This is a genomic window from Serratia sp. CY31944, from assembly GCF_052169175.1.
Taxonomy (GTDB): Bacteria; Pseudomonadota; Gammaproteobacteria; order Enterobacterales; family Enterobacteriaceae; genus Serratia; species Serratia sarumanii.
The window spans coordinates 60,691-78,411 of record NZ_JBJNLG010000007.1; the positions used below are offsets into that span (position 1 = coordinate 60,691).

General features: G+C 60.0%; 18 protein-coding genes. 5 read left to right on the plus strand and 13 right to left on the minus strand.

Features of this window, described 5'->3' with window-relative positions; all coding sequences use genetic code 11:
* Positions 1-47: 47 nt before the first annotated feature.
* Both potE and ACJ8IN_RS10195 read left to right on the plus strand, forming a co-directional pair.
* A complete protein-coding gene (gene potE, locus ACJ8IN_RS10190) occupies positions 48-1,364 on the plus strand; it encodes a putrescine-ornithine antiporter (protein ID WP_033648789.1) in 1,317 nt (438 codons plus the stop codon).
* A gap of 86 nt (positions 1,365-1,450) precedes the next feature.
* Complete coding sequence (locus tag ACJ8IN_RS10195) at positions 1,451-1,756, plus strand: GIY-YIG nuclease family protein (protein ID WP_154610367.1); 306 nt, start codon at positions 1,451-1,453, stop codon at positions 1,754-1,756.
* Here ACJ8IN_RS10195 and ACJ8IN_RS10200 read toward each other — a convergent pair.
* Together ACJ8IN_RS10200 and ubiT are read right to left on the minus strand one after the other, a co-directional pair.
* On the minus strand, positions 1,743-2,246 hold the full coding sequence (locus tag ACJ8IN_RS10200) for a GNAT family N-acetyltransferase (protein ID WP_033648656.1): 504 nt from the start codon (positions 2,244-2,246) through the stop codon (positions 1,743-1,745). The two genes, ACJ8IN_RS10195 and ACJ8IN_RS10200, sit on opposite strands and share 14 nt — an antisense overlap.
* Positions 2,240-2,761, minus strand: coding sequence for a ubiquinone anaerobic biosynthesis accessory factor UbiT (ubiT, locus tag ACJ8IN_RS10205; protein WP_060445932.1), 522 nt, complete (start codon positions 2,759-2,761; stop codon positions 2,240-2,242). The genes ACJ8IN_RS10200 and ubiT overlap by 7 nt, the downstream gene beginning before the upstream one ends.
* A 258-nt stretch (positions 2,762-3,019) precedes the next feature.
* Between ubiT and ubiU the strand changes: the two genes are divergently transcribed.
* Positions 3,020-4,015: a ubiquinone anaerobic biosynthesis protein UbiU gene (ubiU, locus tag ACJ8IN_RS10210; protein WP_015376422.1), complete on the plus strand. Its 996-nt coding sequence runs from the start codon at positions 3,020-3,022 to the stop codon at positions 4,013-4,015.
* Positions 4,016-4,026: 11 nt separating this feature from the next.
* Entirely contained in the window at positions 4,027-4,905 is an 879-nt protein-coding gene (locus tag ACJ8IN_RS10215; protein WP_308325375.1) for a U32 family peptidase, read from the plus strand.
* A gap of 308 nt (positions 4,906-5,213) precedes the next feature.
* Here the strand turns inward: ACJ8IN_RS10215 and ACJ8IN_RS10220 are convergent, their stop codons facing one another.
* The 4 genes from ACJ8IN_RS10220 to ACJ8IN_RS10235 all read right to left on the minus strand — a co-directional run bounded on the left by ACJ8IN_RS10220 (position 5,214) and on the right by ACJ8IN_RS10235 (position 8,986).
* On the minus strand, positions 5,214-5,585 hold the full coding sequence (locus tag ACJ8IN_RS10220) for a hypothetical protein (RefSeq protein ID WP_126171282.1): 372 nt from the start codon (positions 5,583-5,585) through the stop codon (positions 5,214-5,216).
* Between the two features lie 157 nt (positions 5,586-5,742).
* A complete protein-coding gene (locus ACJ8IN_RS10225; protein WP_033648660.1) occupies positions 5,743-6,882 on the minus strand; it encodes an ABC transporter permease in 1,140 nt (379 codons plus the stop codon).
* Positions 6,879-8,033 (minus strand): ABC transporter permease, encoded by a 1,155-nt coding sequence (locus ACJ8IN_RS10230; protein ID WP_033636832.1) that lies wholly within the window; start codon positions 8,031-8,033, stop codon positions 6,879-6,881. Before ACJ8IN_RS10230 ends, ACJ8IN_RS10225 begins: the two co-directional genes overlap by 4 nt.
* Positions 8,015-8,986 (minus strand): HlyD family secretion protein, encoded by a 972-nt coding sequence (locus tag ACJ8IN_RS10235; protein ID WP_047569616.1) that lies wholly within the window; start codon positions 8,984-8,986, stop codon positions 8,015-8,017. Before ACJ8IN_RS10235 ends, ACJ8IN_RS10230 begins: the two co-directional genes overlap by 19 nt.
* 230 nt (positions 8,987-9,216) lie before the next feature.
* On the opposite strand from ACJ8IN_RS10235, the gene ACJ8IN_RS10240 reads away from it, so the two are divergent.
* On the plus strand, positions 9,217-10,230 hold the full coding sequence (locus tag ACJ8IN_RS10240; RefSeq protein ID WP_049288409.1) for a luciferase-like monooxygenase: 1,014 nt from the start codon (positions 9,217-9,219) through the stop codon (positions 10,228-10,230).
* A gap of 38 nt (positions 10,231-10,268) precedes the next feature.
* Here ACJ8IN_RS10240 and yedF read toward each other — a convergent pair whose 3' ends face one another.
* The 7 genes from yedF to rpsO form a co-directional block, all read right to left on the minus strand.
* Positions 10,269-10,508, minus strand: a complete 240-nt coding sequence (gene yedF / locus ACJ8IN_RS10245; protein WP_004933486.1) for a sulfurtransferase-like selenium metabolism protein YedF — start codon at positions 10,506-10,508, stop codon at positions 10,269-10,271.
* The gene (gene yedE / locus ACJ8IN_RS10250; RefSeq protein ID WP_308325374.1) at positions 10,505-11,719 is read right to left on the minus strand and encodes a selenium metabolism membrane protein YedE/FdhT; all 1,215 of its coding nucleotides are present in this window, start codon (positions 11,717-11,719) and stop codon (positions 10,505-10,507) included. The genes yedF and yedE overlap by 4 nt, the downstream gene beginning before the upstream one ends.
* 146 nt (positions 11,720-11,865) lie before the next feature.
* Positions 11,866-13,788, minus strand: a complete 1,923-nt coding sequence (locus ACJ8IN_RS10255) for a DEAD/DEAH family ATP-dependent RNA helicase (RefSeq protein ID WP_004933492.1) — start codon at positions 13,786-13,788, stop codon at positions 11,866-11,868.
* Positions 13,778-13,858 (minus strand): protein YrbN, encoded by an 81-nt coding sequence (yrbN, locus tag ACJ8IN_RS10260; RefSeq protein ID WP_099032700.1) that lies wholly within the window; start codon positions 13,856-13,858, stop codon positions 13,778-13,780. Before yrbN ends, ACJ8IN_RS10255 begins: the two co-directional genes overlap by 11 nt.
* Positions 13,859-13,974: 116 nt before the next feature.
* On the minus strand, positions 13,975-14,859 hold the full coding sequence (gene nlpI / locus ACJ8IN_RS10265; RefSeq protein WP_033636826.1) for a lipoprotein NlpI: 885 nt from the start codon (positions 14,857-14,859) through the stop codon (positions 13,975-13,977).
* A gap of 128 nt (positions 14,860-14,987) precedes the next feature.
* Positions 14,988-17,105 (minus strand): polyribonucleotide nucleotidyltransferase, encoded by a 2,118-nt coding sequence (gene pnp, locus ACJ8IN_RS10270; protein WP_033636825.1) that lies wholly within the window; start codon positions 17,103-17,105, stop codon positions 14,988-14,990.
* A gap of 256 nt (positions 17,106-17,361) precedes the next feature.
* On the minus strand, positions 17,362-17,631 hold the full coding sequence (gene rpsO / locus ACJ8IN_RS10275) for a 30S ribosomal protein S15 (protein WP_004933502.1): 270 nt from the start codon (positions 17,629-17,631) through the stop codon (positions 17,362-17,364).
* Positions 17,632-17,721: the final 90 nt, after the last annotated feature.

Genomic DNA, 17,721 nt, shown 5'->3' on the forward strand with positions numbered 1-17,721 from the left:
GCGATGATTCTCGCCGCCCGGATCGCATCCTAAAAGAGAAAATGATCATGAGTAAGTCCAATAATAAAATGGGGGTCGTGCAATTAACGATCCTGACCGCCGTGAATATGATGGGTTCCGGCATAATTATGCTGCCAACCAAGCTGGCCGAAGTGGGCACGATTTCGATCGTTTCCTGGCTGGTGACCGCCGTCGGCTCGATGGCGCTGGCCTACGCCTTCGCCAAATGCGGCATGTTCAGCCGTAAATCCGGCGGCATGGGCGGCTACGCCGAATACGCCTTCGGCAAATCGGGCAACTTTATGGCGAACTACACCTACGGCGTTTCGCTGCTGATCGCCAACATCGCCATCGCCATTTCCGCCGTCGGCTACGGCACCGAGCTGTTCGACACCACCCTCAGCCCGCTCGGGATCTGTATCGCCACCATCGGCGTGCTGTGGCTGGCGACCGTCGCCAACTTCGGCGGCGCGCGCATCACCGGCAAAATCAGCGGCATCACCGTCTGGGGCGTGATCATTCCGGTGGTGGGCATCTCGGTCATCGGCTGGTACTGGTTCAGCGGCAGCGCCTACGTCGCCGCCTGGAACCCGCATCAGGTGCCAACCTTCGAAGCCATCGGCGCCTCCATCTCAATGACCCTGTGGGCGTTCCTGGGGCTGGAATCCGCCTGTGCCAATACCGACGTGGTGGAAAACCCGGAGCGCAACGTGCCGATCGCCGTACTGGGCGGCACCCTCAGCGCGGCGGTGATCTATATCGTTTCAACCAACGTGATCGCCGGCATCGTGCCGAACATGGATCTGGCCAACTCCACCGCACCGTTCGGGCTGGCGTTCTCCCACATGTTCAACCCGACGGTCGGCAAGATCATCATGGCGTTGATGGTGATGTCCTGCGTCGGCTCGCTGCTCGGCTGGCAGTTCACCATCGCTCAGGTGTTCAAATCCTCCGCCGACAGCGGCTTCTTCCCGAAAATCTTCTCCAAGCTGAGCAAGGCCGACGCGCCGGTTAAAGGCATGCTGACCATCGTCGTCATCCAGAGCGGCCTGTCGCTGATGACCATCAGCCCGTCGCTGAACAAGCAGTTCAACGTGCTGGTGAACCTGGCGGTGGTGACCAACATCATCCCTTACATCCTGTCGATGGCGGCGCTGGTCATTATTCAGAAAGTGGCGAAGGTGCCGGACAACAAGGCGCGCATCGCCAATATCATCGCCGGCATCGGCGCGCTGTACAGCTTCTACGCGCTCTACAGCTCCGGTGAGGAAGCGATGATGTGGGGCGCCATCGCCACCTTCCTCGGCTGGACGCTGTACGGCATCGTTTCGCCGCGCTTCGAGCTGGCGGGAAAAAAGGGGTAAAGCGGTAAGGCACCGGCGGCCGGGGATGGGATTGTGATGGCGAACATGCCATCATACGCCGACCCTGGCCACCAAAGCGGCGTACGATGACCGACACTTTCCCCACTCTCTGGCACCTCTACATGCTGCGTTTACCGAGCGGCATGCTGTATACCGGCATCACCACCGACGTGGCGCGCCGCCTGGCGCAGCATCAAGCCGGCAAAGGTGCCAAGGCGCTGCGCGGAAAAGGGGAACTGACGCTGGCATTTCACTGCCAGGTGGGGGATCGCTCAACGGCGCTGAAGCTGGAATACCGCGTCAAACAGCTGAGCAAAATACAAAAAGAGCGGCTGGTGAATCACCCGCCGCTGTCGTTGGAGTATCTATTGCCGGTCGTTAAAAGCGATTAAACGGCGCCGAAAAAGCCACTTCGCCGCTGACGCCGTTCAGGGCGTCTTCCGCCAGCGGATACACCTGGAACGCGCTTTCCGTGTCCGGCCAGCGGCAGTTCAGGCCATAGGCGGCGGCCGGTTTAAAACCGAAGCGGCCGTAGTAGGCCGGATCGCCCAGCACCACCACCGCGGCGTAGCTGAATTCGTTCAGCGAATCCAAACCTTCGTACACCAGCTTTTCAGCCAGCCCCTGGCGGCGCAGGCTTTCGTCAACCGCCAGCGGCGCCAGCGCCACCCATTGGCGATCTTCGCCGGCCACGTCCACCGGGCTGAACGCGGCGTAACCCACCACCCCGCCTTCGTCGTCAGTGGCGACCACGCCCAGCGTCAGCAGGCCGTCTTCGCGCAGCTGCTGCACCAGATCGGCTTCGTCGTCGCGGCCAAAGGCGCGGCGCAGCAAGGCGTCTATGCCCGCCGCGTCTACCGGGATCTCTACGCGGATCAGCATGATACCGCCACACGGGAAGCCGACGCCGTGCCCTCCTGCAACCCTGCTTCGACAAAATCAGCCAACTGCAACAGCCCCATGCGCAGCGGCGCGGGCATGCTTTCCAGCTCGATGGCGTCCATCAAATTTTTCACATACAGGCCCAATTCGGTATCCCCTTCAATCTGCAGCCGACGCTGAAAGAACAGCGTATCCGGATCTTGCTTGCGCGCCGCGATCAGGATCAGATCGTTGGCGTCGCCGCTGAAACTGACGTCCGCTTCGGCGTGCTGGCTGACCACCAGTTTGTCGTTTTCTACCGTCATAAACCATTGTAGCGCCAGATCGCGAACTTCGATCTTCAGCCAGCGCGATTCGAGAAATTCCAGATCGCCATCCGCCAACGCCTGGCGGAACTGCCAGCTCAGCACCTGTTGCAGCAGTTGGCGCTGCAGGGCGAACGGCGTGAATTTCAGCGGGATGCGCAGCAGCGACGGCCCCTGGCGCACAAGGCGTGCTCGTAGTTTTTCCAACACGGTCATCCACTCCTTTCAATACGGACTTCCGCTATTTTGCCACACTGGCGCGCGGCTTCAGCGGTCTACATCAACAAATAGTGCATTTCACCGCCATGTTTATCAATACGCCATAAGCTGCCCCAAATCAAAACCTGTGTACGCCCCTTTGCCTAAAATGGCCTCCCCGATTCGCGTTTGCCGGCGGAACACCGCCGTCGGCAACCTTTAAAGACAGCGTGCGCCCGGCCGGGTGCACGGCTAAGCCAGGATAAATCTATGGAGCTGCTTTGTCCCGCCGGCAACCTGCCGGCCCTGAAGGCCGCGGTGGATAACGGCGCCGACGCCGTTTACATCGGCCTGAAAGACGATACCAACGCGCGCCACTTCGCCGGCCTCAACTTCACCGAGAAAAAGCTGCAGGAAGCGGTCGATTACGTGCATCGCCACGGCCGCAAGCTGCATATCGCCATCAACACCTTCGCCCATCCCGACGGCTACGCCCGCTGGCAGCGCGCGGTGGATATGGCGGCCCAGCTGGGCGCCGACGCGCTGATTCTGGCGGATCTGGCGATGCTGGAATACGCCGCCCAGCGCTACCCGCAGCTGGAGCGCCACGTTTCGGTGCAGGCCTCCGCCACCAACGAGGAGGCGATCCGTTTCTACCAGCGCAACTTCGAGGTAGGCCGGGTGGTGCTACCGCGCGTGCTGTCGATGCATCAGGTGAAACAGCTGGCGCGCACCAGCCCGGTGCCGCTGGAAGTGTTCGCCTTCGGCAGCCTGTGCATCATGGCCGAGGGGCGCTGCTATCTCTCCTCCTACCTGACCGGCGAATCGCCGAACACCGTCGGCGCCTGTTCGCCGGCGCGGTTCGTGCGCTGGCAGCAAACCCCGCAGGGCATGGAGTCGCGCCTGAACGACGTGCTGATCGACCGCTACCAGGACCATGAAAACGCCGGCTACCCGACGCTGTGCAAGGGCCGCTATCTGGTGGACGACGTGCGCTACCACGCGCTGGAAGAGCCCACCAGCCTCAATACGCTGGAGCTGCTGCCGGAGCTGCTGGCCGCCAACATCGCCTCGGTGAAGATCGAAGGCCGCCAGCGCAGCCCGGCTTACGTCAGCCAGGTGGCGCGCGTCTGGCGCCAGGCGATCGACCGCTGCCAGGCCGATCCGGCCGCCTACCGTGCCGACGCCGCCTGGATGGAGACGCTGGGCGCGATGTCTGAGGGCACCCAGACCACGCTGGGCGCCTATCACCGCAAATGGCAGTAGCCGGAGGAAACATGAAATACGCACTGGGGCCGGTGCTCTACTACTGGCCGAAAAACGACATCGCGGCGTTCTATCAGCAGGCGGCAGAGAGCAGCGCCGACATCATTTACCTCGGCGAGAGCGTCTGCACCAAGCGGCGCGAGATGAAAGTCGGCGATTGGCTGGCGCTGGCGCGCGACATCGCCCGCAGCGGCAAACAGGTGGTGATCTCCACGCTGGCGCTGCTGCAGGCGCCGTCCGAGCTGAATGAGCTGAAACGCTATGTGGAGAACGGCGAGTTCCTGTTTGAAGCCAACGATCTGGGCGCAGTGAACATGGCGGCGGAACGCGGTCTGCCGTTCGTCGCCGGCCATGCGCTGAACTGCTACAACGCCTATACTCTGCGCCTGCTGCGCCGCCAGGGCATGATGCGCTGGTGCATGCCGGTCGAGCTGTCGCGCGACTGGCTGGCCAACCTGCTGACGCAGTGCGACGAGCTGGGCTTCCGCCATGATTTCGAGGTGGAGGTGCTGAGCTACGGCCACCTGCCGCTGGCCTATTCGGCGCGCTGCTTCACCGCCCGCTCGGAGAACCGCGGCAAGGACGAGTGCGAAACCTGCTGCATCAAGTATCCGCAGGGCCGCATGATGCGTTCGCAGGAACAGCAGCAGGTGTTCGTGCTCAACGGCATCCAGACCATGAGCGGCTACTGCTACAACCTCGGCAACGAGCTGCCGAGCATGCAGGGGCTGGTGGACATCGTGCGGCTATCGCCGCAGGGCGCAGAGACGCTGGCGCAAATCGATGCCTTCCGCGCCAACGAACGCGGTGAGCAGCCGCTGGCCTTGACCGATCACGCCGACTGCAACGGCTACTGGCGCCGCGTGGCGGGGTTGGAGCTAGTGTCTTAGCGAGGTAAGCGCCGGCGGCGCACTGCCGCCGGCATTGTTTATTTATCAAGATGAATACGGTTATTTCCGCCGTGGAACCAATGGAATAAACTTACACACATCAGGCAGCAGCTTCTGATACCAAAATAAGTAAAAACCGCGATGACCGCATCTACCAAATGTTCTCCGTATGAAATAACACTTAGCGAGGAGAACGAGACAAGTAACATGCTCAACGTTAGCGCCATCATATTACAAAGCGGGTCTAAAATACGTCTATTGGCCATAACCCACCCTCTATTGTTGAAACGGTAAAAGCGATGTTCTCATCACCATCGACACTGCCCATTAACGCTATTGGCGTTTTTATTGCCACCCAAGGCACCACCGTTATTCTTATTATTCCCTGCGGGGCTGTTATCGGCGCAAGAGACCGCCCCCATCAAGCCACCGGCAACCGCCATACCTATCATCCCTGGCGGGCCACCTGAAAAACCGGTAAATGCGCCAATGATGATACCCATTCCAACCTGATTGGCACAGGAGTTTGGTGCACCTCTGCTTGGCCTGTCACGATCGCCGCCGTTATTTCCATCACCACAACCGCCAATCAGTTTCATCTCATCAGAAGTAAGCTCTCTTATTGTTGACATATTTATATTATCCTTTAAATAACACGTTATAGATAAAACTAACGCCAACCATTAATTCCCTAAACCGGTCGACAATGACAATTACCAAAGTCAATATAAGAAATTAAATCAAAATAACAATAGACATCCCGCTAAATAAACAACCTTAAACATATCGATAATACGAAATAATAAAGGCGCCGAATATGGCGCCTTTATTGGTTCCCTACGCCCGCCGCTTCCTGAACATCCCGCGCAGCGCCACGCTGTTGCGCAAGAAGCCGACGCCGAAGCCCAGCAGGGTGTAGACCACGCCGAGCACCAGCATCATCATCACGTCGCCCCACACTTCGTTCAGCGACAGCCCCATCTGATTGACGCCGGCGATCGCCTTGGTGCCCCAGGTGGAGGGAATGCTGTAGGAGATGGCGCGCACCCAGGCCGGCATCGACTGCAGCGGCCAGATTGTGCCGGACAGGTAGAAGATCGGCGTGGTGATGAACGCCAGCGTCAGGTAGATCATCTCGACGCTGCGCAGGCACTCGGTCACCAGCTTGCCCAGCCCCAATACCGCCAGCAGGAACGGGAAGGTCAGCAGCAGCAGTTCGGCGATGTTCGCCGTCTGCCGATAGCCCAATACCCACGGCCACAGCACGAACAGCACGATCGACAGAAACAGCCAGATCGGCAGCAGCGCCGTCAGCCCGCCGAGGTGCGCCGCCAATGGCGCCTTGCCGCCGGGCATGCTCTTCATGGCGATATTGACGCGGATACAGGCGATCAGCAGCGAGTGCTGCAACAGCATCACCAGCAGGCCGGGAAAGATGATCGCCGCGAAGCTGATGCCGGGGTTAAACACGTCCAGCGTTTGCCCCAGTATCGGCGTCAGCAGTATCTGCGCCTGCCGTTCGCTGAAGCCGCTGCGCAGCAGCAGCCCGTTGTTGTACTCCGTCAGCAGCTGCTGGTAGGCCGCCACCACGTCCTGTTGGATCTGGCCGTTGGCCAGGCGGTTGGTGGCGTCGCCGTACACCGGCACCACGATGTTCTGCCCGCTGAGGATCTTCTTCTCCAGATCCACCGGCATGATGATCACCGCAAACAGCTTGCGCCAGCTGAGATCGCGCTGCGCCTGCTCCAGGCTGTCGTAGGTTTCGATCGCTATCTTGGAGGTGGCGTCCAGTTGGCGGATCAGCTGCCGGCTGGCGGTGCTGTGGTCCTGATCGACCACCCCCACCGGCAGATCCCACACCGTGCGGTTGGCGTACACCATGCTCATGATGCACAGCGACAGGATCAGCATCAGCCATACCGGCCGCTCCAGCATGCCGAGCAGCACCTTAACGAAGGTTTGCCAATAGAGCTTCATCCGGCGTTCCCCTCTTTTGCCAGCCGCGCCGGCAGGCGATTGCGCACCAGCAGCGCGGCCACCAGCGGGTAGACCGCCAGCAGCGCACACACGCTGAAAATGGCGCTGGCGTGCACCTGCCGCAGGAACACGTCGAACATCGCGTACAGCGCGTGGGTCAGCGGCTCGATGTTGGAAATGATGCGCGCCGGCAGCGGCATCGACAGCTCAGGCACCGCCATGCCGGAGAAGGTCATCGCGATACTGACCAAAATACCGATCAGGCTGTAGGCGGTGATGGTGCTGCCGGTAAAGGTGTACAGCAGCAGGCCGATGCTCTGCGCTGCCATCACGTAAAACAGGCCGATCATCAGCATAAACAGCGGATTGCCGCTGACGCGGGCGTCAAAGATGCCCACCAGCGCCGCGATCTCCACCATCAGCAGGGTGGTGAAACACAGCGTGTACGGCGCCAGCTTGCCGAGCAACGCCAGGCTGAACGGCTTGGCCTGCAGCAGCGACTTGCTACGCGCCAGCACGTAGATCATGCAGGTCACCGCGAACAGCTGCAGCAGATGGATGGTGGCGGCGAACTGCTGGTAATAGATATAGCTGCCGCTGGCGTTGAACAGGCTGCCGTAAGAGAGCGTCACATCCGCCAAGGGTGGCAGCGATTTGCCCATCTCGGTGGCGATGATGCTGCGGGTGCTGGCGTTGATTTCGTTCATCAGGCCGCCGAAGTCCTGGGTGGAGTACAGCCCGGCGCCGTAGAACAGCGCGTTGTAGTACATCACCACGCTAGGCTGTTTGCCCGACAGCGCGTTGGCCTCGAAGTCCGGCGGGATATACAGCAACGCGTAATCCTGCGCGCTGCGCAGGCGGCTCAGCGACTCCGGCAGCCCGCCGCCGTAGGCCTCGACGTGGGCGTGCGACCCAGCGTCCAGCCGCCGGGTCAGCGATTTGGACAGCGGGCTGTGATCGCTGTCCACCACCGAGACCGGCAGATCGAGCAGCGTGCCTTCGGAGAAGTTGCTGCTGATCAGCCCAAACAGGATCAGCGGAAAGATCCAGCTCAGCCAGTGCACCACCGGGCTGCGAAAGGCGACGCGACACTCTTTGTCGAACGCGTGACTGAAGCAGCGCCAGCCGGCCCTTACTCTTTCCATTGCCATAAGGTGCTCATCCCCGGACGCAGGCCGTCCACCGGCTGTGACGGATACAGGCGCACTTCGAAGGTTTTCAGGTCGAAGTCGCCGGTGGCGCGGGTGGCGCGTTTGGTGGCGTAATCCCCCAGCGGCGCGATGTAACGCACCTCGGTGTCGATCATTTTGTCCTTCAGCGCCGGCACCCGCAGCTTGACCTTGTCGCCTTTGCGCACGTGGGCCAGGATGTCTTCGCGCAGGTTAAACACGAAGTAGGCGTCCGGCACCCGGATCAGCGTCACCAGCGGGCTGCCGGCGTTCAGCAGCTCGCCCACTTCGGCCGGGATCGGCCCCACTTCGCCGTCCACCGGCGCTTTCACCTGCAGATCGTCGCTCTGCGCCTGGATCTGCAGCAGGTTCTCTTCCGCCGCCCGCAGCGCCGCCGCGTATTGTTGCCGCAGCTCGACGCGGTCGCCGTTGATGCCTTCGTCCAGGTTGGCCTTGGCCGCCTGCACCTGCTGGAAGGCGGTGTCGCGCGCCCGGCGCGAAGCGTCCAGCTCGGACTTCGAAATATAGCCCTTGCCGGCCACGCTCAGGTTGCGGTTGTAGTCGTTTTGCGCATTGCGGTACTGCGCTTCGGCCTGCGCCAGATTGGCGCGCAGGTTGCGGATGCTCTCTTCACGGGTGCCGTGCAGCGACTGATCGAGCTGCGCCTTGGCCTCGTCGCGCGTGGCCTGCGCGGAACGCAGCTGCGCCATCAGTTCGGGGCTGTCGAGCTGGATAATCAGCTGGCCGCTTTTCACGTCGTCGCCGCGTTCGATCAGGCGTTCAACCACCCGGCCTTTCGCCTTGGAAGCGACGATCACTTCGGGAGCGTCCACTTCACCCTGCAGTAACAGATCCTGATTATGCGCGCGGAACAGGATCGCCAATGCGATCGCCACCATCATCAGCAACAGGGTAAACAGCGTCTTTTTTTTCATTATGTCGGCTCCCGGAACGGTAAGCGGCGGGCGGGGATCATCATTTCCATATCTCAAATTGCTCCAAAAAACACCATTGCTCTCATGAGGATATCACAAGCACATATCTCCTCTTTTATAACTATAAATTGGATTATGCTTTTAACACTAAAAAGCATCATTTTCGGCTTTTTGGTATGCAGATTCCTGCAATCGCCCTTTAAGCGATCCACTCTCTGATGGACGATGTCATGACTGAAAACACTGCGGTACCGCTGTCGGTACTGGATTTATCGCCAATCCCGCAAGGGGCCAAAGCGCGCGACGCTTTCCACTGTTCGCTGGATTTGGCGCAGCACGCCGAACGCTGGGGCTACCGGCGCTACTGGCTGGCCGAGCACCACAACATGACCGGCATCGGCAGCGCCGCCACCTCGGTGCTGCTGGGCTATCTGGCCGCCGGCACCCAGAGCATTCGCCTCGGCTCCGGCGGCGTGATGCTGCCGAACCATGCGCCGCTGGTGATCGCCGAGCAGTTCGGCACGCTGGAGTCGCTCTATCCCGGCCGCATCGATCTGGGGCTGGGCCGCGCGCCCGGCACCGATCAGCGCACCATGATGGCGCTGCGCCGCCACCTGTCCGGCGATGTGGATACCTTCCCGCGCGACGTGCAGGAGCTGCAAAACTACTTCTGCGACGCGCAGCCCGGCCAGCCGGTGCAGGCGGTGCCGGGCCAGGGGCTGCACGTGCCGCTGTGGCTGCTCGGCTCCAGCCTCTACAGCGCGCAGTTGGCGGCGCAGCTTGGCCTGCCGTTCGCCTTCGCCTCGCACTTCGCCCCGGATATGCTGTTCCAGGCGCTGCAGCTGTACCGCGAAAACTTCAAACCGTCCAAACAGCTGGCGCAACCGCACGCCATGGTGTGCGTCAACGTGATCGCCGCCGACAGCGATAGCGATGCGCGCTTCCTGTTCAGCTCGATGCAGCAGCAATTCATCAACCTGCGCCGCGGGTCGCCCGGCCCGCTGCCGCCGCCGGTGGATAACATCCACGCGCTGTGGACCGCCGGTGAGCAATACGGCGTCGAGCAGGCGCTGCGGATGTCGATCGTCGGCGATGAAAAAACCGTGCGCCACGGGCTGCAAACGCTGCTGCGTGAAACCGATGCCGACGAGATCATGGTCAACGGCCAGATCTTCGATCATCAGGCGCGGCTGCGTTCGTTCGAGATTGTCGCCGGAGTGAAAGGCGACGTAGTGAAGGGATAAAACGCGAAAAGGCGGTGGGGAACCCCACCGCCTCGGTGTTAACGCTGGATCAGATAGCGGATGGTCGGCCCGTCCTGCTGGATATCCAGCACCTTGTAGCCGTGGTTGCGCGCATCGAGCGGAATGTTGTTGATCGACTGCGGGCAATCGCTGATCACCTCCAGGATTTCCCCCGGCTTCAGCTGCGGCATCGCCTCCAGCGTCGCCACCGCCGGGTACGGGCAAGGCTCGCCCAGCATGTCCAGCCGGTAGTCCGGCACTATCGTCGTCTCTTTCATGGCATGCTCCTCAAATTCACCACCTGCGCCTCAGGCCGGGCGCGGAAAAAGCGTTTCTCCCACCACAGCATGGCGGCGAAGGCCAGCGCCAGCAGCAGGTAGGTCACCAGCAGGCCGCCGATCGGGCCGAAGGTGTCGAGCAGGTTGATCTTGTCGTAGTCGGTCGCCAGCGCCGGCGCCAGATCGTCCCAGTAATAGGCCAGCAGCGTGGCGCCGATGATGTTGCCCAGCCCCACCCACCAGTAGTGCACCTGCCCTTCCACCGCACGGTACATCCAGCCGGTCTCGCAACCGCCGGCCAGCACGATGCCGAAGCCGAACAGCAAGCCGCCCAGCACCGCATTCGGGCCGGCCCACATGATTTTCGGCGCCACGCCGAGCTGCACGTAGCTGAAGATGCCGATGGCGCTCACCGCCATGCCGATGATGATGGCTTTCGCCATGTGGGTGCGGCCAGTGATCCACAGATCGCGGAACGCCGAGGTGAAGCAGATCTGCGCGCGTTCGATCAGCAGACCGAAGCCGATACCGAACAGCATGGCGATGCCGAGCTTAGGCGCATCGAACAGCGTCCACAGCGACCAGGCCACCGCCAGGCCGAAGACCGCCATGCCCAGCCGGAAGCGGCGGCGCGCCTGCTCAGGCTTCTGCGTCAGCGGCGCGGCGGCCTTCACCTTTTGCAATTTGACCGGAATGCGGAACATCGGCAGCAGCGTGAATTTGGCGCCGAAGTACGACCCTGCGGCGGTCGCCAGCGCGAAGAACCAGGCGTGCAGCGAAAACTGCGGAATGCCGGTGAAGAATGCCGCCAGGTTGCAACCCATCGCCAGGCGCGCGCCGAAGCCGGCGATAATGCCGCCCAGCAGCGCCTGCACGATGCGAATGCGGTGCTGCGGCTGGCGCAGCTTGATGTTGTTGGCCCACAGCGCGGCGGCGATGCAGCCGGCGAACATGCCGATGATCATGCGCCCGTCGATGCGCTCCAGCGGCGTGCCCTGCAGGCCGATAACCTTGAAATAGCCCCACTGCTCGGGGTGCAGGCCGAACCACTGCAGCACATGGCCGCCCCAGCGGGTGAACTCGCCGGTCACCGCCCAGAAGGTGCCGGTCATGCCGAAGTAGTAGGTAGAAAGGATCCCGGCGGCGATCACCGCCGGCAGCGGCGCCCAAAAGCGCACCAGGTATTGAGATTCGAACTGCTGCCAACTCATGGCATCTCCCGTGCATATCATCCGTAAGAAAAAACCTTATGAATGATACGCCATTCAGGGACGTTTGACGGCAACTTTCAGGCATAAAAAAACCAGCCCGCAGGCTGGTTTTTCAGAGCATTTCACCGCGAGCGATGAATCAGCGATTACGCGTCGCCGAAACGACGACGTGGTGCAGCAGGTGCGCCATCATCACGGCGTGGCGCCGGTTTGCCGTCACGGTTGTAGTTACCGCCACGACGCTCGCCGCCGTTGCCGCCTTCACGACGTTCACCGAAGGAACGACGTGGGCCGCCTTCGCGACGTTCGCCGTTGAACGGACGACCGTTGCCACGACGCTCGCCACCGTTGCCACCGTCACGACGCTCGCGGCGTTCGAACGGCTGTGCATCGCCCAGCAGCTGCATGTTCATCGGCTTGTTCAGGATGCGGGTGCGAGTGAAGTGATTCAGGATCTCGCCCGGCATGCCTTTTGGCAGCTCGATGGTGGAGTGGGACGCGAACAGCTTGATGTTACCGATGTAACGGCTGCTGATGTCGCCTTCGTTAGCGATAGCGCCAACGATGTGACGCACTTCTACGCCATCGTCACGGCCCACTTCGATGCGGTACAGCTGCATTTCGCCAACGTCACGACGTTCGCGACGCGGACGATCGCCGTCACGGCTGTCGCGGCGATCGCCACGGTCACCGCGACGATCGTCACGGTCGTTGAATTCGCGGCGCTGACGCGGCTTGAAGACCGGATCCGGCGGCAGGATCAGCGGACGTTCGCCCTGTGCCATTTTCAGCAGCGCTGCGGCCAGGGTTTCCATATCCAGCTCTTCTTCCGGCTGCAGTTTGGTCAGCAGTGCGCGGTACAGATCCAGATCGCTGCTTTCCAGCTGCTGCTGAACTTTCGCCGCGAACTTGGCCAGACGACGCTCGCCCAGCAGTTCTGCGTTCGGCAGTTCCACTTCCGGGATGGTCAGCTTCATGGTGCGTTCGATGTTGCGCAGCAGGCGGCGTTCGCGGTTTTCCACGAACAGCAGCGCGCGGCCGGCGCGGCCCGCACGACCGGTACGGCCGATACGGTGAACGTAAGACTCGGAGTCCATCGGGATGTCGTAGTTGACAACCAGGCTGATGCGCTCAACGTCCAGGCCGCGGGCCGCAACGTCGGTCGCGATCAGGATATCCAGACGACCGTCTTTCAGGCGCTCCAGGGTCTGCTCACGCAGCGCCTGGTTCATGTCGCCGTTCAGCGCGGCGCTGCTGTAACCGCTGCGCTCCAGCGCTTCGGCCACTTCCAGGGTCGCGTTCTTGGTGCGCACGAAGATGATCGCCGCGTCAAAGTCTTCGGCTTCCAGGAAACGCACCAGCGCTTCGTTTTTACGCATGCCGTACACCGACCAGTAGCTCTGGCTGATGTCCGGACGGGTGGTCACGCTGGACTGGATGCGCACTTCCTGCGGCTCTTTCATAAAGCGGCGGGTGATGCGACGGATCGCTTCCGGCATGGTGGCGGAGAACAGCGCGGTCTGATGTTCAGCCGGGATCTCAGCCATGATGGTTTCTACGTCTTCGATAAAGCCCATGCGCAGCATTTCGTCGGCTTCATCCAGCACCAGACCGCTCAGGTTGGAGAGGTTCAGGGTACCGCGCTTCAGGTGGTCCAGCAGGCGGCCTGGGGTACCCACAACGATTTGCGGGCCCTGGCGCAGAGCGCGCAGCTGCACGTCGTAACGCTGGCCGCCGTACAGGGCTACCACGTTGACGCCGTTCATGTGTTTGGAGAAATCGGTCATCGCTTCGGCAACCTGAACCGCCAGTTCGCGGGTCGGTGCCAGCACCAGGATCTGAGGTGCTTTCAGGTCTGCCTGCAGGTTGTGCAGCAGCGGCAGCGAGAACGCTGCAGTTTTACCACTACCGGTCTGTGCCATGCCCAGCACGTCGCGGCCGTTCAACAGGTGAGGAATACACTCAGCCTGGATCGGAGATGGTTTTTCATAGCCCAGATCGTTCAGGGCGGAAATGATTGGAGCAGACAGCCCCAGATCAGCAAAAGAGGTTTCAAACTCAGTCGTCATGTACACGTGCCTCATTAATAATGGCAGCCAGTCTACATAACTCGTCGAGAAAATTTTCAGTCATTTTCATTGAAAAGTGTGAACCGGCTCAAATTAGATTATAAAACGAACAAAAAAGCCCTCGCCCGTGAAGGCGATAACTTTGGTTAAAAACCAATGTTCATCAGGCTGATAGGTGTTCGTCAGCTATTGCTGGTCCGATTCCGATAGGTCGTCTTGCTCTTGGCCCAAAAGCGCCAATTCCAACAATGCATAGCGGTGCTCAACGAAGTTGTGAACGTTGTTAGCCACCGTCAGTTTGAACAGCGCCGAAGCGGTGTCCTTGTCCCCCAGACTCAGGTAGTGTTTACCCAAATAGAAGTCAGTTTCACTGAGATGCTCAGCGAGCGAAGTGTTATCCGTTGCATCTGCCTTGAGGCGTTCCATCAGCGTTTTTTCGCTGATCTTGCCCAGGTAGAATTCGACAATATTCCATCCCCATTGCCCTCTGTCCGCTTTGTCATAGCGCTGCTGAAGCGCTACCTCGGCCTTCTTGGGATCGATTTCTCGCTCCACCAGATACAGCCATAACGAACGGAAGGGATCGTTTGGGTCGTCTTGATAAAACGCCTGCAGATCATCCTGCGCCAACGGGAAGCGGCCGCCATAATACAGTGCGATGCCCCGGTTTAAACGCGCGTAATTGTAAGTTGGATCAAGCTCTAGTACAGAATCAAACGCTTCATAGGCAGCATCAAAATTGCCTGCCTGCGTTAAGTAAATGCCCAGGTAGTTGAAAACTTCCGGCATGTCGGGACGTATCGCCAGCGCCTGCGAGAAATCATTGCGCGCTAATGCACGTAACCCGAGGCTATCATACAGCACACCGCGCTCATATAAAAGCTGTGCGCGTTCGTCATCCGTCAGTGCCCGGCTGGCAAGAATTTGTTCCATGCGCGCCAGGATCACTTCCTGCTGCAACGTTGGCTGCAACGGGATTGCCAAAACTTCGTCTTTACGCCAATCATGGTTGCTGCATCCTGCCAGCATGAGTGCTGTCGCAACGTAACACCAGCGCAAGAAAGGCTTCATTTCCCACTCCCGAAGACAAACATTGGATGAACGTCCTGTCCTCCGTTTGCTAAAACGCGGGCATCCTACCCGCGCGATACGAACAGCTCCCAACCCCGTGGCGGGGAGCTGTAAAACTATCTATACAGTTATTCTGCTTCAGGCGCAGGTGAACCCGCTTCCGGCGCCATCGCTTCTTTGATGCTCAGACGCACGCGGCCCTGACGGTCAACTTCCAGTACCTTAACCGGCACTTCCTGACCCATCTGCAGATAGTCGGTCACTTTCTCGACGCGCTTGTCGGCGATCTGAGAAATGTGTACCAGACCTTCTTTACCACCGCCGATAGCGACGAATGCGCCGAAATCAACGATACGGGTCACTTTACCCTGGTAGATACGGCCCACTTCGATCTCTGCCGTGATCTCTTCGATACGACGGATAGCGAATTTCGCCTTCTCCCCGTCGGTCGCAGCGATTTTAACTGTACCATCATCTTCGATTTCGATGGTAGTGCCAGTCTCTTCGGTCAGCGCGCGGATAACGGAACCGCCCTTACCGATCACGTCTTTAATCTTATCCGGGTTGATGCGGATAGTATGAATACGCGGTGCGAATTCGGAGATATCGCCGCGTGGGGTGCTGATAGCCTGTTCCATCACGCCCAGGATGTGCAGACGCGCGCCCTTGGCCTGGTTCAGAGCCACCTGCATGATTTCGCGGGTGATACCTTCGATTTTGATGTCCATCTGCAGCGCGGTGATACCGTCGCGGCTACCGGCCACTTTGAAGTCCATGTCGCCCAGGTGATCTTCGTCACCCAGAATGTCGGACAGAACCACAAAGTTATCGGCTTCTTTCACCAGACCCATCGCGATACCCGCAACGGCAGCCTTGATTGGCACACCGGCGTCCATCAGCGCCAGAGACGCGCCGCACACGGAAGCCATGGAAGAAGAACCGTTGGATTCGGTGATTTCAGACACCACGCGAACGGTGTACGGGAAATCTTCCGGTTTAGGCATCATAGCCAATACGCCGCGTTTCGCCAGGCGACCGTGACCGATTTCACGACGCTTAGGAGAACCGACCATGCCGGTTTCGCCCACGGAGTACGGAGGGAAGTTGTAGTGGAACAGGAAGCTGTCGGTCTTCTCGCCCATCAGCTCGTCCAGGTTCTGTGCGTCGCGCGCGGTGCCCAGGGTCGCGGTAACCAGCGCCTGAGTTTCGCCACGGGTGAACAGCGCGGAACCGTGGGTGCGCGGCAATACGCCGGTGCGCACGTCCAGGCCACGGATCATGTCTTTTTCACGGCCGTCGATACGCGGCTCGCCACGCAGTACGCGGCTACGCACCACGTTTTTCTCCAGGTTGCCCAGGATGTCCTGGATTTCGCCGGCGTCCAGCGTTTCGTCCTGCGCCAGCAGGGTTTCAACAACGCTGTCTTTGATCGCGTCAACCTGAGCGTAACGCTCTTGTTTTTCGGTGATGTGGTAAGCATCGCCCAGGCGAGCTTCGGCCAGTTCAGCCACGCGCGCTTGCAGCGCTTCGTTGACCGCAGGCGCCTGCCAATCCCACTTCGGTTTGCCGGCTTCGGCAACCAGCGCGTTGATGTTTTCGATAACCACTTGCTGCTGGTCGTGGCCGAACACCACGGCGCCCAGCATCTGATCTTCGCTCAGCACGTCCGCTTCGGATTCCACCATCAGCACCGCGCCGGCGGTACCGGCAACCACCAGATCCAGACGGCTTTCTTTCAGCTCATCGGTCGTCGGGTTCAGCACGTACTGATCGTTGATGTAACCCACGCGCGCGGCGCCGATTGGGCCGTTGAACGGAATACCGGACAGGCTCAGGGCTGCGGAAGCACCGATCATCGCAACGATGTCCGGGTTCACCTGCGGGTTAACGGAAACCACGGTCGCGATCACCTGAACTTCGTTCAGGAAGTTGTCCGGGAACAGTGGACGGATCGGACGGTCGATCAGACGGGAAGTCAGGGTCTCGCCTTCGCTCGGACGGCCTTCGCGACGGAAGAAGCTGCCCGGGATGCGGCCGGCGGCGTAGGTACGCTCTTGGTAGTTAACGGTCAGCGGGAAGAAGCTCTGGCCCGGCTTGGCTTTTTTCTGGCCAACGACGGTAACGAATACGGCGGTGTCATCCATGCTCACCATAACGGCGGCGGTGGCCTGACGCGCCATCATACCGGTTTCGATGGTGACGGTATGCTGGCCATACTGGAATTTGCGAATGATCGGTGTCAGCAAAATTATATCCTTGATTAGCGGCGCGCAATCGCATTGACGACTCGACACGCCTGTGACTCGATTTGCCTTCTCACTACATCCTCGCGACTAATGACAATCCTTATCTCAGGCGGGAGATAAAGCCTCTCATTAGCCGCGCGAACCTCTGTAACGGAAGAACCTGTTTGGAAACATCAGTAATACATTAACCTGATTTGCTTATGCTTCCTAGAAGAAAGGGGCCAAAATAGGCCCCTTTCCACTGAAACTTGCTAGATTAGCGACGCAGACCCAGACGCTCGATCAGGCTGGTGTAACGTGCTACATCTTTACGCTTCAGGTAGTCCAGCAGCTTGCGACGCTGAGAAACCATACGCAGCAGACCACGACGGCTGTGGTGATCTTTTTTGTGCTCGGAGAAGTGGCCTTGCAGATGGTTGATCTGCGCAGTCAGCAGGGCAACCTGAACTTCGGTAGAACCGCTGTCGTTAGTACCACGACCGAAATCAGCTACGATTTGAGCTTTAGCTTCAACACTTAGAGACATTGTAATACTCCAGATTATAGATAATAAAAACAGGCGCCGATCTCTAATTCAGCAACCCAATGCATAAGCTGCGCCATTCTACTCTTAGCG